The organism is Kitasatospora sp. NPDC088351 (assembly GCF_040685575.1).
In the GTDB taxonomy this organism is placed as follows: domain Bacteria; phylum Actinomycetota; class Actinomycetes; order Streptomycetales; family Streptomycetaceae; genus Kitasatospora.
Window position 1 is genome coordinate 138,447 of sequence record NZ_JBFBIL010000002.1, and the last position, 21,264, is coordinate 159,710.

At 72.8% G+C, this 21,264-nt stretch carries 21 protein-coding genes, 1 pseudogene and 1 riboswitch; of the genes and pseudogenes, 17 read left to right on the forward strand and 5 right to left on the reverse strand.

The features are described 5' to 3' along the window. The first annotated feature begins 409 nt into the window (after nt 1-409). The 8 genes from AB0P06_RS02090 (at nt 410) to lanL (ending at nt 11,695) form a co-directional block, all read left to right on the forward strand. Nucleotides 410-1,885, forward strand: coding sequence for an aldehyde dehydrogenase family protein (locus AB0P06_RS02090; RefSeq protein ID WP_363604358.1), 1,476 nt, complete (start codon nt 410-412; stop codon nt 1,883-1,885). A gap of 75 nt (nt 1,886-1,960) precedes the next feature. Next, nucleotides 1,961-3,535 (forward strand): GMC family oxidoreductase N-terminal domain-containing protein, encoded by a 1,575-nt coding sequence (locus AB0P06_RS02095; RefSeq protein ID WP_363604359.1) that lies wholly within the window; start codon nt 1,961-1,963, stop codon nt 3,533-3,535. Between the two features lie 70 nt (nt 3,536-3,605). Further along, nucleotides 3,606-4,820, forward strand: a complete 1,215-nt coding sequence (locus AB0P06_RS02100; RefSeq protein WP_363604361.1) for an LLM class flavin-dependent oxidoreductase — start codon at nt 3,606-3,608, stop codon at nt 4,818-4,820. A 12-nt stretch (nt 4,821-4,832) separates the two neighbouring features. Further along, entirely contained in the window at nt 4,833-5,975 is a 1,143-nt protein-coding gene (locus AB0P06_RS02105) for a substrate-binding domain-containing protein (RefSeq protein ID WP_363604362.1), read from the forward strand. Then, a complete protein-coding gene (locus AB0P06_RS02110; protein WP_363604364.1) occupies nt 5,972-7,588 on the forward strand; it encodes a sugar ABC transporter ATP-binding protein in 1,617 nt (538 codons plus the stop codon). Before AB0P06_RS02105 ends, AB0P06_RS02110 begins: the two co-directional genes overlap by 4 nt. Further along, complete coding sequence (locus AB0P06_RS02115) at nt 7,585-8,634, forward strand: ABC transporter permease (RefSeq protein WP_363604366.1); 1,050 nt, start codon at nt 7,585-7,587, stop codon at nt 8,632-8,634. Before AB0P06_RS02110 ends, AB0P06_RS02115 begins: the two co-directional genes overlap by 4 nt. Nucleotides 8,635-8,780: 146 nt before the next feature. Beyond that, nucleotides 8,781-8,948 (forward strand): SflA family class IV lanthipeptide, encoded by a 168-nt coding sequence (locus AB0P06_RS02120; RefSeq protein WP_363604368.1) that lies wholly within the window; start codon nt 8,781-8,783, stop codon nt 8,946-8,948. A 128-nt stretch (nt 8,949-9,076) separates the two neighbouring features. Then, nucleotides 9,077-11,695, forward strand: a complete 2,619-nt coding sequence (lanL, locus tag AB0P06_RS02125) for a class IV lanthionine synthetase LanL (protein WP_363604369.1) — start codon at nt 9,077-9,079, stop codon at nt 11,693-11,695. Nucleotides 11,696-12,223: 528 nt separating this feature from the next. Here lanL and AB0P06_RS02130 read toward each other — a convergent pair. Further along, nucleotides 12,224-12,976, reverse strand: a complete 753-nt coding sequence (locus AB0P06_RS02130) for an SDR family NAD(P)-dependent oxidoreductase (RefSeq protein ID WP_363604370.1) — start codon at nt 12,974-12,976, stop codon at nt 12,224-12,226. Between the two features lie 359 nt (nt 12,977-13,335). Next, a pseudogene (locus AB0P06_RS02135) lies at nt 13,336-13,590 on the reverse strand (YciI family protein); the annotation flags it as partial. A gap of 87 nt (nt 13,591-13,677) precedes the next feature. Beyond that, nucleotides 13,678-13,763: riboswitch (ZMP/ZTP riboswitch) on the forward strand. Nucleotides 13,764-13,784: 21 nt separating this feature from the next. On the opposite strand from AB0P06_RS02135, the gene AB0P06_RS02140 reads away from it, so the two are divergent. Continuing rightward, nucleotides 13,785-14,645: a bifunctional 5,10-methylenetetrahydrofolate dehydrogenase/5,10-methenyltetrahydrofolate cyclohydrolase gene (locus AB0P06_RS02140; RefSeq protein ID WP_363604371.1), complete on the forward strand. Its 861-nt coding sequence runs from the start codon at nt 13,785-13,787 to the stop codon at nt 14,643-14,645. Between the two features lie 294 nt (nt 14,646-14,939). On the opposite strand, the gene AB0P06_RS02145 is transcribed toward AB0P06_RS02140, so the two are convergent. After that, nucleotides 14,940-15,350, reverse strand: a complete 411-nt coding sequence (locus AB0P06_RS02145; RefSeq protein ID WP_363604372.1) for an Imm10 family immunity protein — start codon at nt 15,348-15,350, stop codon at nt 14,940-14,942. 71 nt (nt 15,351-15,421) lie between these two features. Continuing rightward, the gene (locus AB0P06_RS02150; protein ID WP_363604373.1) at nt 15,422-15,898 is read right to left on the reverse strand and encodes a DUF1453 domain-containing protein; all 477 of its coding nucleotides are present in this window, start codon (nt 15,896-15,898) and stop codon (nt 15,422-15,424) included. Between the two features lie 71 nt (nt 15,899-15,969). Here AB0P06_RS02150 and AB0P06_RS02155 point away from each other — a divergent pair, with 71 nt between their 5' ends. Together AB0P06_RS02155 and AB0P06_RS02160 are read left to right on the forward strand one after the other, a co-directional pair. Continuing rightward, nucleotides 15,970-16,587, forward strand: a complete 618-nt coding sequence (locus tag AB0P06_RS02155) for a TetR family transcriptional regulator C-terminal domain-containing protein (protein ID WP_363604374.1) — start codon at nt 15,970-15,972, stop codon at nt 16,585-16,587. A 122-nt stretch (nt 16,588-16,709) separates the two neighbouring features. Further along, nucleotides 16,710-17,585, forward strand: a complete 876-nt coding sequence (locus tag AB0P06_RS02160; RefSeq protein WP_363604375.1) for an aminoglycoside phosphotransferase family protein — start codon at nt 16,710-16,712, stop codon at nt 17,583-17,585. Between the two features lie 268 nt (nt 17,586-17,853). Here AB0P06_RS02160 and AB0P06_RS02165 read toward each other — a convergent pair whose 3' ends face one another. Then, nucleotides 17,854-18,324, reverse strand: coding sequence for an ATP-binding protein (locus tag AB0P06_RS02165; protein ID WP_363604376.1), 471 nt, complete (start codon nt 18,322-18,324; stop codon nt 17,854-17,856). A gap of 129 nt (nt 18,325-18,453) precedes the next feature. On the opposite strand from AB0P06_RS02165, the gene AB0P06_RS02170 reads away from it, so the two are divergent. The 6 genes from AB0P06_RS02170 (at nt 18,454) to AB0P06_RS02195 (ending at nt 21,246) form a co-directional block, all read left to right on the forward strand. Then, nucleotides 18,454-19,344 carry a helix-turn-helix transcriptional regulator gene (locus AB0P06_RS02170; protein ID WP_363604377.1) on the forward strand — a complete coding sequence of 297 codons (891 nt, stop codon included), beginning with the start codon at nt 18,454-18,456 and terminating at the stop codon, nt 19,342-19,344. Beyond that, the gene (locus tag AB0P06_RS02175; protein ID WP_363604378.1) at nt 19,341-19,529 is read left to right on the forward strand and encodes a DUF397 domain-containing protein; all 189 of its coding nucleotides are present in this window, start codon (nt 19,341-19,343) and stop codon (nt 19,527-19,529) included. The genes AB0P06_RS02170 and AB0P06_RS02175 overlap by 4 nt, the downstream gene beginning before the upstream one ends. Nucleotides 19,530-19,614: 85 nt before the next feature. After that, nucleotides 19,615-19,857 carry a DUF397 domain-containing protein gene (locus tag AB0P06_RS02180; RefSeq protein ID WP_363604379.1) on the forward strand — a complete coding sequence of 81 codons (243 nt, stop codon included), beginning with the start codon at nt 19,615-19,617 and terminating at the stop codon, nt 19,855-19,857. Nucleotides 19,858-19,943: 86 nt separating this feature from the next. Then, the gene (locus AB0P06_RS02185; protein ID WP_363604381.1) at nt 19,944-20,132 is read left to right on the forward strand and encodes a DUF397 domain-containing protein; all 189 of its coding nucleotides are present in this window, start codon (nt 19,944-19,946) and stop codon (nt 20,130-20,132) included. Between the two features lie 348 nt (nt 20,133-20,480). Next, nucleotides 20,481-20,744 carry a hypothetical protein gene (locus AB0P06_RS02190; RefSeq protein WP_363604383.1) on the forward strand — a complete coding sequence of 88 codons (264 nt, stop codon included), beginning with the start codon at nt 20,481-20,483 and terminating at the stop codon, nt 20,742-20,744. Continuing rightward, entirely contained in the window at nt 20,716-21,246 is a 531-nt protein-coding gene (locus tag AB0P06_RS02195; protein WP_363604384.1) for a DUF6879 family protein, read from the forward strand. The genes AB0P06_RS02190 and AB0P06_RS02195 overlap by 29 nt, the downstream gene beginning before the upstream one ends. The last annotated feature ends 18 nt before the right edge of the window (nt 21,247-21,264 follow it).

A 21,264-nucleotide genomic window follows, 5' to 3' on the forward strand; every position in this document is an offset into this window, starting at 1 on the left:
GTCCGGCCGCACCGGGGGCGAGGCGGCCTGTGCCACCTGTCGCGGAACCGGCCCCACCGGGACGCCGTCCGCGCCAGTGTTGCGGTGGTGCGAACGGGCGTTGCGGCGGGATCACGTATCCGCCAACAGGCCGATCCCATCATGTGGAAACCTTGATTCGGCCCCTCCGATCGTGGAAACCTCCTGTCGCCAGCACGCGCCGAGCCGAAGGGAGCAGCCAGATGACGACGCCTCAGCTGCTCACCCGAGCCGCGTCCTGTTGTCGGCGCTGACGCCTTCGGCGCCCTCCCTCCGTCCCCGGCCGGCCAGGCCGGTTGCCGTGTGGTGAGAACAGGTGCCGTCCGACGCGCTCCCGTCCGCCGTCGCCCCGGCGTGACCGCACGCCCACCGACATCCCTTTCCTCCTGATTTGCGAGCAAAGATGGCCCCGCAGCTCACCCCCGTCGTCCGCACGTTCCTCGACAGCCGCCCCGGCTTCCTGCTCGGTGAGGAGACCGGTGTCCGGGCCGCCTCCGGAGCGGTGCTCCCGGTGCTCGACCCCTCGTACGGCACACCGTTGGCGGAGGTCCCGGCGGCCGGGCCGGAGGACGTCGACCGGGCCGTCCGGCTGGCCGGGGCCGCCTTCGCCGACGGCCGCTGGCGGGCCAGGCCGCACCCCGAGCGGGCCGCCGTACTGCACCGGATCGCCGACCTGCTCCAGGCCAACGCGGAGCACTTCGGGCAGCTGGAGTCGCTGGACGCGGGCATCCCGCACGCGACGGCCCGGCACCTCGCGTACGGCGCCGCCGAAACGTTCCGGCACTACGCGGGCTGGACCGGCCGCCTCTACGGCGACGTCAACCCGACCGCGCCCGACGTGCACTCGTACACGCTGCGCCAGCCCGTCGGCGTGGTCGCGGCGATCGTGCCGTGGAACATGCCGCTGCTGATGGCCGCCTTCAAGCTGGCCCCCGCGCTGGCGGCGGGCAACAGCGTCGTCCTCAAGCCCGCCGAGCAGACCCCGCTGAGCGCCCTGCTGCTGGCCCGGCTGGCGCTGGAGGCGGGCCTGCCGCCCGGCGTGCTCGCGGTGCTCACGGGGGACGGCACGGCCGGTGCGGCGCTGGTCGACCACCCGGGGGCGGACCTCGTCGCCTTCACCGGCTCCACCGAAACCGGCCGGGCGATCCAGCGCGCCGCCGCCACGGGCGTGAAGCGGGTGCTGCTCGAACTGGGCGGCAAGAGCCCCAACATCGTCTTCCCCGACGCGGACCTGGACGCCGCCGTCGCCGCCGCCGGAGCGACCGCCTGGCAGCACTCCGGCCAGATCTGCTTCGCCGGCACCCGGCTGCTCGTCCACCGGTCGGTCCACGACGAGGTGGTGGAGCGCGTCCGCGCGGACGCCGCGAAGCTCACCGTCGGCCCGGCGTTCGACGAGGGCACCGACCTCGGGCCGCTGATCTCCGCGGCCCAGCTGCGCCGGGTCTCCGGCTACCTCGACCTGGCCCGCGAGGCCGGCCTCGACCCCGCCGGCCGGGTGCTCGACCGGCCCGGCCACTACGTCACCCCGACCGTGCTCACCGGGGTCGACCCGCACTCCCGGCTCGCCCAGGAGGAGATCTTCGGGCCGGTGCTCTCGGTGTTCGCCTTCGACACCGACGAGGAGGCGCTGCGCCTGGCCAACGGCACCGCGTACGGGCTGGCGGCCGGCGTCTGGACCAGGGACCTGAGCCGGGCCCACGCCTTCGCCCGGGACCTGCGCGCGGGCACCGTCTGGGTCAACACCTATGGCCTGCACGACTTCTCTGCCCCCTCGGGCGGCGCGGGCCAGTCCGGGCTGGGCCGCGAGCACGGGCGCGAGTGGATCCACGCGTACACCGAGCCGAAGGCCGTCCACGTCCAGCTCTGAGCACCGGGGCAGGCCCGTGCCCGCGCTACCCCACCAGCCCCGCAAGCCCCCCCACGAGGCAAGGAATTCATCACCATGGCAGAGTCGGCCGACTATGTGATCGTCGGCGGCGGCACCTCCGGCCCGGTGCTCGCCGCCAGGCTGGCCGAGGACCCGTCCGTCAGCGTGCTGCTGCTGGAGGCCGGCGGGCCGCTGACCCAGCGCGAGAGCCTGGCCCCCGCGCTCTGGCCGTACACCCTGGGCGGCGCCCTCGACTGGGGCTACGCCACCGTGCCGCAGCCCGGCCTGGACGGGCGCCGGGTGCCCTGGCCGCGCGGCCGGGTGCTCGGCGGCTCCTCCGCCCTCAACCTCGGCGGCTGGATCCGGGGCAACCGGGCCGACTACGACGCCTGGGCCGCGTACGGAGGCCCCGGCTGGTCCTGGGACACCCTGCTGCCGCTCTACCGCCGCGCGGAGGACAGCGGACGCGGGCCGGCGCCCTGGCGCGGCACCGGCGGACCGGTCCGGCTCCAGGAGGCGGGCCCGGCCGGCCCGTTGTACGAGGCCGTGCAGGCCGCCGTCGAGCAGGCGGGCTACGGCGGGAGGACCGACGTCAACGGGCCGGACCAGTTCGGCAGCGACACCCAGGAAATGATCTTCGTCGACGGGGTCCGGATCACGCCCGCCGCGGGCTACCTGGCCGATGCCGCCGCCGGGCACCGCCCCAACCTGACCGTCCGCACCGGAGTGCACGTCACCCGCGTCCTGTTCGAGGGCGATCGGGCGACCGGCGTGGCGCTCCAGGGCCCCGACGGGCCGGCCGAGATCCGGGCCCGCCGCGAGGTCGTCCTGGCGGCGGGCGCGATCGGCAGCCCGCAGCTGCTGCTGCTCTCCGGCCTCGGCCCCGCCGACGACCTGGCCGCCCTCGGCATCCCCGTCCGCGCCGACCTGCCCGGCGTCGGCGGCAACCTGCACGACCACCTGCGGGTGCCCTTCGTCGGCCTCGCCGCGCCCGGCGCCCCCGGGCCCGCCCCGGCCGTACCCACCGAGGAGAACCTGCGGCTCTGGGAGGACGGGCGGCGCGGCCCGCTGCGCGACCTCGCGGGCGGGGGAGTGGCCTTCCTGCGCACCGACCCCGCGCTCACCGCCCCGGACGTCGAACTGCTGCTCGGCACCGGACCGCAGCCCGGCCACGACCCCGCCCGCACCGGCTACCTGCTCGCCCCGGTCGTCCTCCAGCCGCGCAGCCGGGGCCGGTTGCGGCTCGCCTCCGCCGACCCGGGGGACGCCCCGCTGCTCGACCCGGGCTACCTCGGCGACCCGGCCGACCTGAACACCCTGGTCGCCGGGTTGCGCGCGGCCCTGCGGGTCGCCGCCCAGCCGGCGCTGCGCCCCTGGACGGCCGAGCAGACGCTGCCCGCCGACGCCACCGACGAGCGGCTCGCCGCCCACGTCCGGGCCACCGCCGACACCGTGTTCCACCCCGTCGGCACCGCCCGGATCGGCCGGGACGACGACCCGGACGCCGTGGTCGACCACGCCCTGCGGGTGCGCGGCGTCCAGGGCCTGCGGGTGGCCGACGCCTCGGTGATCCCGGTGATCACCCGGGGCCACACCATGGCGCCCGCCGTCCTCGTCGCCGAACGCGCCGCCGACCTGATCCGGCGCTGACCCCGTTACCGACCCCGCCCCCGGCCCCGGCCCGACGCCGGTCCCGTCCCCGATCCCTGGGAGCCCCCGCATGACCCCCGCCCCCGACGCCCCCGACGCCCGCGTCCGCCTGCTCTGGTACCTGACCAGCCCCGACGGCCCGCTGCCCTGGGAGGAGAGCGGCCGCTGGCCCACCGGCTTCGGCCACCTGCGCGAGCTGGCCCGCACCATCGACCGGCTCGGCTACTACGGCGCCCTGCTCGGCACCGGCCGCGACGACGGCCTGACCGTCACCGCCGCCCTGCTCGGCGACACCGAGCGGCTGCGCTTCCTGCCCGCCGTCTACCCCGGCCTGCACTCCCCGGCCAAGCTCGCCCAGATCGCCGACACCCTCCAGCGCTTCTCCGGCGGCCGGCTCCTCTTCAACGTCGTCAACGGGCAGGACGCCACCCTGGCCGGGTACGGCGTCCACTACGAGCACGACGAGCGCTACGACTTCAGCGCCGAGTACTGGGACGCCTACCGCCGGGTCCACCGGGGCGAGCACCAGGCGTACGAGGGCCGCTACGTCCGGCTCGCCGCGCGGCCCGACGACGAGGGACCGCTCTCGCCCTGGCCCAACGACCCGGTGCCGGTGCCGCTCTGGGGCGCGGGCACCTCGCCCGCCGGAGTCGCCCACTCCGTCGGGCTGCTGGACACCTACCTCAGCTTCGCCGACACCCCCGCCCGGCTCGGCGAGAAGTTCCGCCGGGTCGGCGCCGAGGCAGCCAGGCTCGGCCGCACCCTCAACTACGGCACCCGGTTCCAGATCATCGTCCGGGAGACCGAGGACGAGGCCTGGGCCGCCGCCGAGGACCTGCTCCACCGCACCGGCCACCGCACCGCCGTGGACCTCGCCGGGTGGAACCTGCGCGGCCGGTCCCTCGACGACTTCCGCACCGAGGACCCGGCCGTCGAGCGCCGGCTCGCCGCGCTGCGCGCCGGGCGGCTGCCGGAGGTCCGCGACCTGGAGGTCCACCCCAACGTCTGGACCGGGCCCAGCCTCTTCGGCTTCGACGTGGTCTCCCCGGCCTCCGGCACCTACCTGGTCGGCAGCGCGGAGAACGTCGCCGCCCGGATCCGCGAGTACCGCGCGGCGGGCGTCGAGTCGTTCATCCTCTCCGGCTTCCCGCTGATCGAGGAGGCCCACCGGGTCGCCGACCTGCTCTTCCCGCTGCTCGACCTGGACCACGCCGACCCCGCCGACCACGCCGACCCTGCCGCTCCCGCCGCGACGCCCGCCGCCGCACCCGCCCTTCACGCCTGAGGACCCGCCACCATGCCCAGCCACCGCGTACTCACCGCCGCCGCGCTCGCCGCCGCCACCGCCCTGGCCGCCACCGCCTGCGCCCGGCCCGACCACGGCCCCGCCGCCGGAGCCGGCTCCGCCCCGCCGGGCGCCGTCAAGAACCAGGCCGCCGTGGACGCCGCCAAGGCGTTCCTGGCGCCCTACCTCACCCGGACCGCCACCTGGAACGGCCCGGCCGACTCGCCGCCGGTCGCCCCCGGCAAGACCATCGTCTACCTCAACCGCTGGACCTTCTCCGAGACCAACACCTACGTGGTGGAGACGGCCAGGAAGATCGCCGACTCGCTCGGCTGGAAGTTCGTCGCCGTCGACGTCAGCAAGGACTTCAACGCGGGCGTCACCCAGGCCCTCCAGCTCAAGCCGGACGGTCTGATCTCCATGGTCACCGAGGGCGACGCCGACAGCGCCGCACTCGCCCAGATCGCCGCCGCCAAGGTGCCGCACATCGACTTCACCCTCGGCACCACCGACTACAACCTCAGCAACCCCGGCATCAGCCACATCATCGACTACCACTACTACGACCAGGGCCGGATCACCGCCGCCCAGGCCGTCGTCACCACCGGTGGCGACGCCCGGCTCGGCCTCTTCCGGACCGCCCCCAACTCCTCCAACCGCCAGGAGATCCAGGGCATCAAGGACTGGTTCGCGCAGAACGGCGGCGGCGCCGTCGCCGCCGACCAGCAGATCCCGGACGGGCTCCACGGCACCCCCCAACTCGGCCAGGCCGCCGTCGCGTTCGTCCAGGGCCACCCCGAACTCAACGTCCTCTGGCACGAGTACGACGGCATCGCGATCAGCGCGGTGCCCGCCATCCGCGCCGCCGGGCTGGCCGCCAAGGTGCCGCAGATCTCCAACGAGGGCGATGCGCCCACCCTCAACTTCATCCGCACCGGCGCCGGCCAGATCGCCGACGTCGCGCCCTCGTACGGCTGGGCCACCTACGCGGCCTTCGACGACCTCAACCGGATCTTCAACAACGTCGAACCGCCCAAGGACGACGGCGTCCCGCTGCGCCTGCTCACCAAGGACAACCTGCCGCCCGAGGGCGAGCGCTTCGACGGCGGCTACGACTACGCGGGCCACTACCGCAAGTTGTGGGGTGTGAAGTGAGCCGGGCCCCGAGCGCCGCCCCGAGCGCCGCGCCAAGTGATGCCCCGAGCGCCCCGGCCGGGGCCGGGAGCGCCGCCGCGCTGGAGGTCCGCGGGCTGAGCAAGTCCTTCGGCGCCAACCGGGTACTGCGCGACCTCGCCTTCGCGCTGCGCCCCGGCGCCGTCACCGCGCTGCTCGGCGAGAACGGCTCCGGCAAGTCCACCCTGGTGAAGGTCCTGGCGGGCGTCCACGCCCCGGACGGCGGCGAACTGGTCGTCCACGGCGAGCCCTTGGCCCTGCCCCTCACCCCCGACCGGGCCCGCGCCGCCGGGCTGCGCTTCCTCCACCAGGACCTCGGCCTGGTCGAGGAGTTGACCGTCGCCGACAACCTGGCGCTCACCCTGCGCGAGCGCCGCCCGGCGCTCGCGCCCGTCAACCGGCGGGCCGAGGCGGCCCGCGCCGTCGAACTCCTGGACGCCTTCGCGGTGGCCGCGCCCGCCGGAGCCCATGTGGCCGACCTGCCCGCCTCGCAGCGCGGCATGCTGGCCGTCGCCCGGGTCTTCGGCGACGTGGGCGCGACGCCCGTCGTCTTCCTGGACGAGCCGACCGCCGCCCTCGCCGCGGACGACGTGGCCCGGCTGTACACGGCCGTCCGGCGGATCGCCGAGCGCGGCGCGAGCGTGGTGCTGATCTCGCACCGGCTGGAGGAGGTGCTGGAGGTCGCCGACCAGATCCTCGTCCTGCGCGACGGGCGCCTGGTGGCCGACCGGCCCAATCAGGGCCTGACCGTCGCCCGGCTGGTGGAGGACATGACGGGCCGCCCGCCGGCCCCCGTCGACACCGCCGCGCCGTCCCCGGCCGCGGGGGAGCCGGTGCTGGCCGTCCGCGGCCTGCGCGGTGCCCGGCTGCACGGCGTCGACCTGGAGCTCCACCCCGGCGAGGTGCTCGGCGTCACCGGCCTGGTCGGCTGCGGGCGCAGCGAACTCGCCCGGATCGTCGGGGGCTCCCAGCGCCCCGCCGGCGGCGCGGTCGAGGTCGACGGGCGACCCCGGACCTTCCGCTCGGCCGCCGACGCGATCGCCGCCGGGATCGTCAGCGTGCCGCAGAACCGCCACCTCCAGGGCGTGATCCTCGACCTCACCGTCCGGGAGAACCTCACCCTCGGCGACCTGCGCCCGGTCAGCGGGCGCTGGGCCGTCAGCGGCGCCCGGGAGCGCGCCGAGGCGCGGCGGCTGATCGAGGAGTTCGACATCCGCCCCGGCGACCCCGAGGCCGACGTCCGCTCGCTGAGCGGCGGCAACCAGCAGAAGGTCGCGCTCGCCCGCGCCGTCCGGCTCGCGCCCCGCGTCCTGGTCCTCGACGAGCCGAGCCAGGGCATCGACATCGGCGCCCGGGAGGGCATCGCCCGGGTCGTGCGGCGGCTCAGCGAGGACGGCGTCGCCGTGCTGCTCGCCACCTCCGACCTGGACGAGCTGATGGACCTCGCCGACCGGGTCGTCGTCCTGGACCGGGGCCGGGTCACCGCCACCGTCCCGATGGCCGGCACCGGGCGCGCCGAGCTCTTCCACGCCATCACCGCCTCGGCCGGTGCTCCCGCCGCCGGCTCCGCAGCCCAGAAAGGCACCGCCGCATGAGCGCGCAGGCCGCTGCCCCGTCCGCCCCGTCTACTTCGTCCGCCCCTTCTGCCCCTTCTGCCCCTTCCGGCCCTTCCGGCCCGTCCGCCCCGTCCGTCCGGTCCAGGACCGCCCTGCGGCTGGCGGCCCAGTGGTCGCTGGCCGGGCTGCTGCTCGCCTTCGTGGTCTTCTTCTCGATCGCCCGGCACGGCCAGTTCGACACCGGCACCAACGCCCGGGCGATCCTCTACGCCCAGTCCGTCACCGTGGTCGTCGGCATCTCGGCGATGATCTCGGCGACCGTCGGCGAGATCGACATCTCGATCGGCGCCGTGATGACCACGAGCGGCGTCCTCACCGCCTGGGCGTACGGCCAGGGCTGGTCCACCCTCCCGGCGGTCGGCCTCGGCCTCGCCTCCGGCCTGGCCGCCGGGGCGCTCAACGCGCTGCTGATCGTGCGCGGGCGGATCAACTCCTTCATCGCCACCCTGGCCGTGACCACGCTGCTCACCGGCTTCGCCCAACTGGTCACGGGCGGGCTGACGCTCTACAAGTCCATCCCGAACGGCTTCAACGACGCGGTGGCCTCCACCGTCGCGGGCATCCCGCTGATGGTGCTGTACGCCGCCGCGATCGCCGGTCTGCTCGGCTATCTGATCTCCCGCACCCCGTTCGGCCGGCGGATGCGCGCCAGCGGGACGGGCCGGGAGGCCGCCGAACTGGTCGGCATCCGGACCTCGCGGTATGTCACGGCCGGGCTGATGACCGGCGCGTTCGTCGCCGCGGTGGCCGGGGTGCTGAACACCGCCCGCCTCCAGTCGGCCGGCCCCGACGGCGGCTCGGCGGTGATGCTGGGCTCGATCGCCGCCGTCTTCCTCGGCGCGGTGGTCTCCCCGCGCGGCCATCTCAACGTCGGCGGCACCGTCCTGGCGGTCCTGACGCTGGGCATCGGCATCTCGGGGCTGACGATGATGGGCGCGCCCTCCTGGGTGCCGGACGTCTTCAACGGCCTCGCCCTGATCGCCGCCCTGCTGATCTCCCGGGCGGGCCGCCGCACAACGAGGTGACCGCACGGACCACGCGGGCCCTGCTTGGAAATTCACTGCCGTGAGGCGCCAACGTCGCGTTGTCACATCTCTATTGCGCACCCATGGGGATGGCTAGCATGGGCGCTCCGCAAGGGATCAGCCAAGGTGAATGGGAGGAACCACCCATGAGTGCACTGGTACTGGACATCCGCGACGCCGGCCTGCTGGACATCGACGACGAGGTGATCGCGTTCGAGGACGAGTTCGACGCGGACCTCGCTCCGGCGGCGTGTCTCGCCGACCCGTTCGTCACCTACGTTCCGACACGGTTCGACTGTGCGGTGAACTCCTGACCTTCGCCGCGCACATGGCCACCGGGGACACCGGGGCCACCGGGTGACCGCCGCGCGGGCGACCGTGCGGCGGTCACCCACGCGGTGTGCGGAGCGCGCCGGGCCGGACCGGGGGGAGTGGAGGACGAGTGCCGTCAACAGCACCGGCGGGCGCACAGCCGGACCCGGGTACGGCCGAGGCCCTGCGGGAACGGATCGCGGCCCTGGTGGCGTCCGAGCCCGGCGTGCGGCGTCAACTGCATTGCGATGACGACTGGTTGTACCTGCACGACCCGGACATGCCGGTGCTCGCCCACGGCTGGAAGCTGCATGTCTCGGCCCGCCCCGACCAGTTCCCCCGGCTGCTCGACCTGGTGCTCCCGGTCCTGCTCCGCCGCACCTGCGACGCCAAGTTCGCCGCCGGCGTCGCCGTGCTGCGCGAGCTGAACTCCGGGCTGCGCGCCGCGGCCGCCGTCGGCAAGGCGGTCACGGTGTACCCGCCCGAGGGTGAAGTGGTCTTGCTCGGAACGGAGTTGGCGAACGCGCTGGCCGGCTGGGACGGGCCGAGGGTGGTCAGCGACCGGCAGGTGCGGGCGGACGCTCCGGTCTACTACCGCTACGGCCTGTTCCGGGTCGCCGCCGACGACTCGGCGCTCACCATGGCCGGCCCGGACGGGCGGACGTTTCCCGGCCTGGCCGAGGCCAGGTACCGCCAACCACCGTGGGTGAGCGACCCGTTCGCCCCGTACCCCGCCGCTCGGCCGGCGACCACCCGGGTCGGCGACGGCCGCTACCGGATCACCGCCGGGATCACCCGCTCGCCGAACGGCCATGTGTACCGCGCGGTCGAGGCCGCCACCGGGCGGGAGCTGGTGGTCAAGCAGGCGCGGGCCTTCGTGGCCGAGGACGCCGCCGGCATCGACGCGCGTGGCCGCCTCCGGCACGAGCGCCGGGTGCTGGCCGCGCTGGCGGGTGTGCCCGGGGTGCCGCAACTGGTCGACTACTTCCGGCACGGCACGGACGAGTACCTGGTGAGCGGCGGCTGCGGGCCGCGCGACCTGCGCCGGGACGTGCTCGAATCCGGTCCGTACGACGCTTCCACCGGCGGCGGGGACGGCCGCGGGCGTGACTGGTGGTCGCTGGCGCGCGGCCTGGTGCGGGTGCTGGACGCGGTGCACGCGCACGGCGTGGTGATGTGCGACCTGAAGCCCGCGAACGTCGTGCTGGACGCGTCGGGCGGGTGTTCGCTGGTGGACTTCGGGGTCAGCGCCCTCGACGGCGAGTGCCCCGGCGGGGCGACCCCGGGCTACGGGCTGCCCGGCGCGCTGGACGCCCAACCCGCCGACGACTACTACGCGTTGGGGACGACGCTGCACTACGCGCTCACCGGTCTCGACCCGGTCGTGATCGACCCGGACCACGCGACCAACCGCGACCGCACCCTGGCCTGCCTCACCGGCGTGCTCTCCGATCCCCACCATCCGGCGGCCGCACTGGTGGTGGGCCTGCTGAGCTTCGACGCGGAGGAGCGCACGGCCGCCGCGGCGGCGCTGCGGGGCGGCGGGAGGCTGCCCGTCCGCGCCTCGGTCCGCCCGCCCCGCGTCACCGCCGGGCTGCTCGGCGACCTCGTCGACCACACGGTCACCGACTGCGTGCGGATGGCCCGCGAGCTGGTCGCCGCCGACCCCCGGAGCGGGGAGCCGCGCGTCCTGCTCTCGTTCTACGACGGCGGCGCCGGCCTCGGCCTCGAACTGCTGCAGCACGCCGAGCGCCCGGACGCCCGCGCCGCCGCCGCCTCGCTGGCGCGCTGGACGGCCGCCCACCCGGCACTCGGCCGTCTCAACCCCGCTCTCTACGAAGGCCGGACGGGCGTCGACCTCTTTCTCGCCCACGCGGCCGATCTGCTGGGTACCGCTCCGCCGGCCTTCGCGGAGTGGCACCCGGCCGACGGCTGCCCGACGGACCAGACCGCCGGAGCGGCCGGCGTCGGCACCGGTCGGCTGCTGCTGGCCGAACGGGCGCGCGCGGCCGGCCGCGCCGGGGAGGCGGAGCGGCACCTCGCGGTGGCGGCGGCGTGTGCCCGCCGTCTGGTCACCGGCCCTCCCGCCGGGCCCCGGGAGACGCCCAACCCCGGCACCGCGGCACTCGCCGAGGGCTTCGCACACGGCCGGGCCGGCCTCGCCCACTTCCTCCTCGCCCTGCCCGATGCCCTGCCCGATGCCCTGTCCGGCGCCCTGTCCGGCGCCCTGCCTGACGCCGGGCCCGAGGCCGCCGCGCGCCGCATCGTCGACGCCCTCGCCGACGACATCCCGCGCCTCGTCGAAGCCGCCGCCCGCCCCGGGGCCACCCGCCGCTACGGCTCCTGGTGCCGGGGCCTGGCCGGCATCGGCACGGTGCTCGTCCAGGCGGGCCGCCACTACGGCGAGGACGGGTACGTCACCCTGGCCACCGACGCGGCGGCCGCCTGCCGCGCGCTCGCCCCGAGGATGGGCCTGGTCGTCCAGTGCTGCGGCCTCGCGGGCGTCGGGGAACTCCTGATCGACCTGGCCCTGACCACCGGGGACGAACAGCACTGGCACGCCGCCGAGGAGATCGCCGGCTTGATCCTGACCCGCGGCGGCGGCCCGGTGGGCTCTCCGGTCTTCCCCGGCGGCAACCCCGCCACCGAGTCCGCAGCCTGGGCCGTCGGCACCGCCGGGGTGCTCTCCTTCCTGCGCCGCCTGCACCGCCGCGGCGGCCCGAGGCTCGGCATGCTGCTCCAGAGCTGATCCGCGACCACGGCGGCAAGACCGTCGCGGTTGCCCAGGTCAGCGCCGCGTGGCTCGGAGTGGGAAGTCGGCGGGTCCGACTTCCTGGTCCGCCGGCCGACCGCCCCGAGCCGGCCTCGGCCGTGGCCTGAACGAGCAGCGAGGAACGCGGCGCTGCTGCGAAGCGCATCCGGCTGCCACAGCAGGCACGGGGTGAGCAGACAGCCGGGCGCGCCGATGACCACCGGCTCGGACGGTTGTAGCCGACCCGCTCGGCCTTGCTGGGCTTGTGGCTGAAGCGGGCCTGCGGATCGTGCGGGGAGACGAGCTCCACCGATGACCACGGGGCCGGGGCCGGGGCGGGGGGGCAGGGTTCCCGTCGGCAGCTGCTGCGGACGGTGAGTGCGAGGGACTGTGGCGCCTGCTCAGCCGGTGCCGAGAACGGCCGGTACCTGTCCGTCAACGATGGGGCCGGTGACGCGGTGTCCTGCCGGACGCCTCCGAGCCGGTGTCGTACGGCCGGGGAGCCGCCCGGCAGGCCGGGGGGAGTCAGACGGCCGTGCGGCCGCCGTCCACGGGCAGTACGGCGCCGTGGACGAAGCTCGCCGCGTCGCTGGCCAGGTAGGCGATCGCTTCGGCGATCTCCTCCGGTTCGGCCGGTCGACCGGCCGGGGCCTGGGAGGCCAGGGCGCCGAGCTCCTCGCCCATGCCGGCCGTGCCCTCGGTGCGCACCGGCCCGGGGCGGACGGCGTTGACCCGCACCCCGCGCGGGCCGTACTCCGCGGCCCACGCCTTGGTCAGCAGTTCGACGGCCGCCTTGCTCGACCCGTACAGGGCCATGCCCGCGGCCCCGTACGCGGCGACCATGGTGCTCACATTGACGATCGCACCGTGGCCCCGTTCGGCCATCGCCGGCGCGAGTTCCGCCACCAGGTGGAACGGCGCCTTCACATTCAGCGCGTAGACGGTGTCGACCTCGCTCTCCGCCGCCTTCTCAGTGGGCCCGAACGGGTAGACGCCCGCGTTGTTCACCAGGATGTCGACCCGGCCGCCGCCCAGGTCCACGGCTTGCCGGGCCAGTTGCCGCACCAGCCGCGCCTCGCGCAGATCGGCGGCGACGAAGTCGGCGCTGCCGCCGCCGGCGCGGATGGCGGCGACCACGGACTCGCCGCGGGAGCCGTCGCGGCCGGCGACCAGTACATGCGCTCCCCGCTGCGCCAGCAGCGCCGCGGTGGCGGCACCGATGCCGCTGGTCGCGCCGGTCACCAGGGCCACGCGCCCGGTCAGATCAAACGAACCCATGAGGTTGTCCTCCGTGTCGGAAAGGGTGAGCTGACATACGGGGAAGCGCTCCTTCCCCGAGGGATTCCGTTCTCGTCATCGGCGATTCCCGGGGCCCGCTTGACCAACGACCACAGCGTGCGGCGGCCGAACAACCGACCCCGGTTGAGGTTCCCGTCCGGGGAGCGGATCGTGGGAGCGTCCCGGTCCGTCGTGCCGCGCGGCCCCGAGCAGGCGCGCGGCAGCCGAGCAGCCGTGCGCCACCCGAGCAGGGGCGAGCACGAGCACCCGAGGGGAACCCATGGCGTCCAGCAGACGCAGTCGCCTCCGCGCCGCCGCGGCGTTCACCGCGGCGGTCCTGGTGGCCGGCTGCTCCTCCTCTCGTCGAAGGCGAACGCGCGGGCGGCGGCGGAATCCGGCAGGTCGACGATGTGCACGCTGCCGGTGGGCGTGCCGCCGTCGCTGGAAAGGGTCGGGCCGCGGGCGATCATCTCCGTCGCGTACCGGTCCATGTAGGCCCAGTGCTCTTCCAGCAGTTCCTCGCGCAGCCCCTCGGAGCCGGGCCGATCGCGGTGGTGGACGAGGAACTCCGTGCCCGTAGGCTCTCTTGAACGAGGTAACCAGGTCGAGCGGATTTCATGGCGACGGCCGCTCGGCAGCCTCAACCGTTGACGGTCCTGCTCGTGACGACCTCGAACGCCGGGCCCTGTCCGCTAAAGTGAGGGCCGGGCCGTGACTGGCGCTGAGGTGGAGTACCACCGGGGAGCGGCCTGGCACTCTGTCGATGCCGTGCGCCTGGGCGACTCACCGTGAGGCTCAGGAGTGGCACGTGGCTTGGACAGAGACAGCTCGCCTGATGGACGGCACCGGTCTTGCCCGCCGCATCATCGAGAGCAGCACCGCGGCTGCCGCAGACCTCCGCCGACGCACCGGGACCGCCCCGTGCCTGGCTACCGTGTTGGTCGGAGAAGATCCGGCTTCGGTGACCTACGTCCGAATGAAGCGAGCCCGGTGCGAGAAGTCGGGCATCACGTCACGGCATGTGGCCCTGCCCGCCTCGATCAGCACCAGCGGCCTGATCGAAGCCGTCACCGACCTCTCCCAGGACGCCGGCGTGCACGGCATCCTGCTGCAACACCCCGTGGGTGCACACATCGACGAACGCGCCGCCTTCGAAGCGATCGCTCCGGACAAGGACGTCGACGGGGTGACCATGCATTCCTTCGCGGCGATGGGCTTCGGCCTTCCGGGCTTCGTGTCCTGCACCCCCGGAGGAATCATGCGTCTGCTGGAGGAGTACGACGTGGACCTCGCCGGGAAGCACGCGGTCGTGGTAGGACGCAGCGCGATCCTGGGCAAGCCCGCAGGCATGCTCCTGTTGGGACGCGATGCCACGGTGACGTACTGTCACTCGCGTACCACCAATCTGTCCGCGATCGTTCGGGAGGCCGACATCCTGCTCGCCGCGGTTGGACGGCCGCGTTTCATTACCGGCGCGGACATCAAGCCCGGTGCGGTGGTGATTGATGCGGGATACAACCCGGGCAACGTCGGGGACGTGGACTTCGAGACCGCCAGGAACCGGGCAAGTCTGATCACCCCCGTCCCCGGAGGTGTCGGCCCCATGACCATCGCCGTGCTCCTTGCCCAGACGCTGGAGGCGGCGTCACGTCAGCTCGGGACGAGTTGACGTGGGCTCTCGTGGGCCGGGCCGTCGCCCACGAGAGCCCTGGCTCACCGACACACCCCGGGCCCGCACCCGCACCAGCCGCCTCGAAGTGCTTCGCCCCGCCTGACCAGAGACGGGGCGAAACGACAGAGTTCGAATTCCACCAGCATCGTGCCGGGGCCCGATGCGCGGCCGCGGCATCGTCCCCGGTTACCGGGGCGGGTGGTGTAGTCGTTCTCGCCGTTCCACTCGTTTTCGACCCGCAGAGCGACCGGCTTCGGTAAGGGCGGACGGGGGCGAGGGTGGGTATGGCCGTCAGACGACGACGCGCGTGGGCAGGGCGTCGGCCCGTCCGTAGGCCAGGACCTCCGGGAGGACCTCGCGGAACCGGGCGAGGTCCTCGGCCGGCGCCTCGATGGTGGCCTCGATCTCGGGGTCGTCCAGCCCCAGGGCCGCCAGGTCCGAGGGGTCCAGGCTCACCCGGAGGACGTTCCCGGTCAGCACGACTTCGCGCACACATCCGTACGCGGTCCCCTGATCGGCCGTGACCAGGCAGTGGGTGTCGAATCCCAGGGCGATGTCCTGCTCGTCCGGCTCTTCTTCGCCGGACATGAACAGCAGGATGAAGCCGCTGCCGTCCGCGTGCTCGGCGAGGCCGGCCTCGGCGAAGTAGCTGTCGGGGTCCGTATCCGCAGCGGCGGCCCGGGCGGTGAACCGATAGGTCATGGCACGGTTCTATCAGGGGCGCTCATCGAGGTCGGGCGGAGGGTTGGACGGGTACGGGGCGTGGCAACGGGTCAGCGGGGGCGCGCCGGGGCGAAGGGGATGCCGGAGGTCAGGCCGCGGTGGCCGATCATCAGGGACTCGCCGAGGAAGCTCACCCCGATGGAGAGCTGGACGGGGCGTGCGTTCTCGTGCATGCCCAGCTTCGCCGCCAGGGCGCCGAAGCCGGCCGTGACCGCCAGGGTGCCGATCACGGCGAGGAAGGTCCGGCCGGTGTAGCGCTGCCACAGGACGCCTTCCCTTTCGAGGAGTTGGACGGTGGCCCCGCGGAGTGCGCCGAGTACCGCACCGAGGGCGCTGCCGGTGACGACCCAGATGAGGTCGGTGCCGGTCAGGTCCTTCGCCTTGGTCAGGGACAGGATGCCGATCCCGGTCAGGATCACCGGGGCCGCGAAGAGGTCCCTCGCGTTGACCGGTTCGCCGGTCAGCCGTTTGATCACGACCGCGGTCACGACCACCGCGACGATCGCGGTGAGCAGCCAGGGGTTCACGCACGTACCACCCATCTTTATGGCAGGGTCGAGCTAAAAAGATGTTAGCTCGGCCGTGCTATAACGGCAATGTGCCCAAGATCGTCGATCCCGTCGCCCGCCGCAGATCAGTGGCGCAGGCCGTCCTGTCCGTGGCCGCCCGGCACGGGCTGGAACACGCGTCGCTGCGCAACGTCGCCGACGAGGCCGGACTCGCCATCGGCTCGGTCCGCCACTACTTCGCCGACCACGAGGAGTTGATGACCTTCACGATGCGCGAGCTCGGTCAGCGCATCGGCGACCGCGTCCGCGCGCACGCCGAGCGGCTTCTCGCCCCCGACGGCCCCACCGACCGGCGGGCCGTGACGGAGAAACTCCTGGCCGAGTTCCTTCCCCTGGACGAGGTCCGTCGCCAGGAGGCCGCACTCTGGCTCGCCTTCACAGCCGCGGCACACACCCGCCCCGAACTCCGGCCCTGTGCGGCCGAGATGCAGGACGGCATGCACGCCCTGCTGTCCCGCGTGCTGCACGAAGCCCGGCGCGCCGGCGGGCTGCCGGGCGGCCTGGACATCGAACTGGAGAGCACGCGACTGGCCGCCCTCCTCGACGGACTCACGATGCAGGCGACGCTACGACCGGACCGTTACCCGCCGGAGCTGCTCCAGCAGGTGGTGCGGCGGCACCTGGACGCACTCAAAGCGGGCAGCTGACCTCCGGGCGGTGAGCTCGGCACGCCCGGTCCGGGGGGGCGGGTGGCACGGCCAGGGCCGCTTCGGGCCGCTGCGCGAAAAATCGTGCGGGCATCGTCCGGAGGATCACGCAGACTGGCACCGTGACTGACATCAGCGTCGAGCTCGTACGCACTCTGGTCTCCGAACAGTTCCCCGAGTGGGGTGACCTTCCGGTCCGGCCGGTGGTCCGTCAGGGCTGGGACAACCGGACCTTCAGACTCGGCGAGCAGCTGGCCGTGCGCCTGCCCAGCGCCGAGGGCTACGTGGCCGGCGTCGAGAAGGAGGACCGCTGGCTGCCCGTCCTGGCGGAGCACCTGTCGATACCCGTACCGGTACCGGTCGCGACCGGTCGCCCGGCGGCGGGCTATCCGTTTCCGTGGTCGGTGCGGCGCTGGTTGCCGGGAGAGACGGTCGAGGCCGCCACGGGCCTTGACCGGATGCGGCTGGCGCGCGACCTCGGGGCGTTTCTGACCGCCCTCCGGAACGTCCCCGCCGAGCAGGGCCCGGCCGCCGGCGGTCACTCCTGTGGCCGGGGCTGCCACCCCGGCGTCTACGGCGACCAGGTCGAGTGCGCGCTCGACCGGCTCAAGGATGTCGTCGATGTCGCGGCGTGCCAGGCCATTTGGGCGAGCGCGATGGAATCGGCCTGGCCGTTCCCGCCGACCTGGTTCCACGGTGACGTCGCCGTCGGGAACCTGCTCACCACCGACGGAAAGCTGTCCGCGGTCATCGACTTCGGCACCTGCGGCGTCGGCGATCCCGCCTGCGACCTCGTCATGGCGTGGACGTTCTTCGTCGGTGACGAGCGGAGAGCATTCCGGGAGGCCGTCGACCTCCCCGACGACACCTGGCGACGGGCGCGGGGGTGGGCGCTGTGGAAGGCGCTGGTGACCATGGCCGGACTGTCCAGCCCCGACCCGGAAGGCGCCCAGAGCCGGATTCTCGTCCAGGTGATCGAGGATCCGCTCATCGACTGATCAGGGGCCGGCCCGGCCGAGCTCGGTGTATCTGGGGGGAGAGGAATGGGAAGTCGGTGGGGCCGACTTCCCGGTCCGGTTTCAGGGGTTGGGAGTTGAGGGTGGGGCTGGGCTTGGGGTTGGAGGGGCGGTGGTGAGGGTCTGGATGCGGGGGACGGGGTCGGGGAGTCGGTGGGGAGCGGCCGGGTAGACCCAGGCCGTGAGAGCGAGGAGGAGGGTCAGCGGGAGAAGGGTGAAGGCGCCGACGGCGCTGGGCGTGAGGGGGCGCTCAGGCGGCATGGGGGGCGTGGGCGGGGAGGTCGAGCTCGGCCCAGACCGTCTTCGCGTTCGGCAGGCGGGGGATGGTGCCCCAGCGGTCGGCGAGCGCGTCGACCAGGGTCAGGCCACGCCCGGTCTGGGAGTTGGCGGTGCAGGTCGTCGGGATGACGGGGAGGCGGTCGCCCCGGCAGTCGGACACCTCGATCCGGAGGACGGTGCCGCCCTCGGGGGTGGTGGTGAGGGTGAGGGAGAGTTCGAACCTCCGCCCCGGGAGCCGCCCGTGGGTGCACGCGTTGGCCGCGAACTCCGCGATGATCAGGAGCGCGGCGTGGAACGGCTCGGTGGCGGTGGCATCCAGGCGCCAGGAGGTGAGCTGGTGTCTGGCGATGCGTCGGCAGACCGCAGCGCCCTTGGGGGAGGCGGGGAGTTGGGTGGTGTGGGTGCGTGGAGTCGCGATGTCGAGGGGAATTTCGGACTTCATGAGACAAAGCCTGCCGGGTTGGAAGTACCCTGACCATGCCGCAGGTGAGTACGGTACGTGCTTGTGCGAGTGCGCACGGTTGCTTGTCTTGCTTGGCGGGCGTGACCTGAATCGGACGCAAGGTACGGGGTGATCGCAGTGGGCGGAGTGCGTGGTGGCGGCGAGAGCGGCGAGGCGCGGCCGGAGTTGACGGAGGACCTCGGGGAGGTTTCGGACTTCTACCGGGCGATCGGCAAGCAGATCAAACTGCTCCGGGAGCAGGCTGGCCTGACGCAGAAGCAGCTGGCCGACCACGTCGGCTACGGCGAAGCCCTGATCGGATCGGTGGAGCGAGGGAGACGAACCCCTCAGCCGGAGTTGCTGGACTCGGCGGACAAACTCCTCGATGCGAGAGGCCTGTTGAGCAGCGTGAAGGACGACGTCCTCCGCGCCAAGGCCAAGGCGCGGGTGCGGCACCCCGCGTGGTTCCGGGACTATGCGGGGCTGGAGGCGGAGGCCATCGAGATCCACGACTTCAGCACGCTGCTGATCCCGGGCCTTCTCCAGACCGAAGCTCATGCTCGGGCGCTGTACGAGATGCGGCAGCCGCTGCTGTCGGAAGAAGTGATCGAGATGCGGGTCGCCGCTCGGATGGCCCGGCAGGAGATCCTCACGCGATGGCCCCGGGCGATGTTCAGTTGGGTGATCGACGAGAGCGTGCTCCAGAGGCCTCTGGGTGGGTGGGGCGTGCACGCGGGCCAGCTCCGCCGACTGCTCGAGGTCGGACAGACACGTGGCATGGTGATCCAGGTCTTGCCCCTGGACAGGACCGAGCACGCGGGCATGGGCGGCTCGTTCAAGCTCTTCACCCCCAAGGGCCGGTCGCAGACCGGCTACATCGAGGTTCAGACGAGCAGTAGGCTGATCACCGATCAGGACGAAGTCCGTATCATGAACGCACGGTACGGCACCCTCAGGGCGCAGGCCCACACTCCGCAGGAGTCCCTGGCCTTGATCGAGAAGATGCTGGGAGAACGATGAGCACGAAGCTGGCATGGTTCAAGAGCAGCTACAGCAGCAACGAGGGCGGCGACTGCGTCGAGGTTGCCGAGGCGCCCGGTACCGTTCATGTGCGTGATTCGAAGGACAAGAGCGGTCCGCAGCTGGCGTTCGAGCCGGCCGCGTGGAAGGCGTTCGTGGAGTTCGCCGCCGCTGCCTCGATCTGAGGCTCCCCAACGGCTCGCCGCTGGTCAGCGGCGGGCCGTTGGCGTACCGTCGAGCCGTCCGCGTTGTCCCAGGGATGGGGGAGCAGTGAGCACGGAACTGGCGTGGTTCAAGAGCAGCTACAGCGGCAACGACGGTGGCGCCTGCGTCGAGGTCGCGTGGCGCAAGAGCAGCTACAGCAGCAACGACGGTGGCGAGTGCGTTGAGGTCGCCGAGGTGCCCGGTACCGTTCATGTGCGTGATTCGAAGGACAAGAGCGGTCCGCAGCTGGCGTTCGAGCCGGCCGCGTGGAAGGCGTTCGTGGAGTTCGCCGCCGCTGCCTCGATCTGAGGCTCCCCAACGGCCCGTCGCTGGTCAGCGGCGGGCCGTTGGCGTACCGTCGAGCCGTCCGCGTTGTCCCAGGGATGGGGGGAGCAGTGAGCACGGAACTGGCATGGTTCAAGAGCAGCTATAGCGGTAACGAAGGCGGCACCTGCGTCGAGGTTGCCGAGGTGCCCGGTACCGTCCATGTGCGTGATTCGAAGGACAAGAGCGGTCCGCAGCTGGCGTTCGCCCCGGCGGCCTGGCGGGCGTTCGTGGAGTTCGCCGCCACCGTCGAAGTCTGAGCGGCTTCCGTCAGTGGCCCGTCGCTGGTCAGCGGCGGGCCACTGACGTACCGTCGATGGGCCGTGTCGTCCCGGTACGGGGGAGCCATGAGCGCAGATCTGGTGTGGTTGCCTCTGGCCGGCGGAAACGTCCTTGACACGCCGCAGAGTTGACGGTCTTCCTTCCTGGTGCATCCTGCCTGTTTCGGGTTGTTCGGGACCGCTGTTGGTCACCCGTTGGTCACGTGACTATCGGGCACCGTGGCCCCCAACTTCGCCGATGTCCTGATGGGCGGTGCATGTGCGCGCCACGATGGGTCACGCGCAGCCATGCAAGATCACGCAAGCAAAGTGACAGGAGGGGTGGCAATGCCAGTACGGCTCGTAGGTATCGATCCGGACACGGGGAAGTCGGGAAGCCCTACCGCCTGGGTCGATGAGGACGAGCGAGAGATCTTGCTCCAGGGGTGGGACCCCAGTACCAAGAAGCTGGCGGAGATCCATGCCGCCGGCCACGGGCCCGACCACGACAACACGATCCCCGACGACGAGTCGGTGATCAGGATTCCGTTCCGGATGATTCCGGTCTTGAGGAAGGCTTGCGATGACGCAGAGCGCTCCCAACTTCGATGAGCTGCTGAAGGCTGCCCGGGTCTCTGCCGTGCACCTTGAGATGCGCGACGCCTACGGCGTTGAGGACGAGGCGGAAGACTTCGCCAACTGGCTGTCCTCTGGCCAGAGGGACGTTGATCCGGAAGGCGAGTACTGGAAGCCCTGGGCCGAGGCGATCTCCGAGAAGGTCAGCCAGGGAGTGACGGTCAGGCGTGCCCGGATCATCTCGGAGCCGGTCACCGACTACATCAAGTACGAGCATGCCGGGACTGTCGTGAACCTCTCGGCCGGCGAGCAGGTCCGTTGGCTGCCGCGCCGTCTGGCGTCAGACATCGCCCTGCCGGGCAATGACCTCTGGATCTTCGACGGTGACAAGGTCCTGTTCAACCACTTCACCGGTACAGGCGATTGGGCGATGCCCGGCCTTGAACTGCGGACCGAACCAGCAGTCGTAAAGCTCTGCGTGGCCGCGTTCGAGACCGTTTGGGAACGCGGCGTCCCTCACGAGAAGTACAAGGTCTGATCTACGGCGACACCGGAT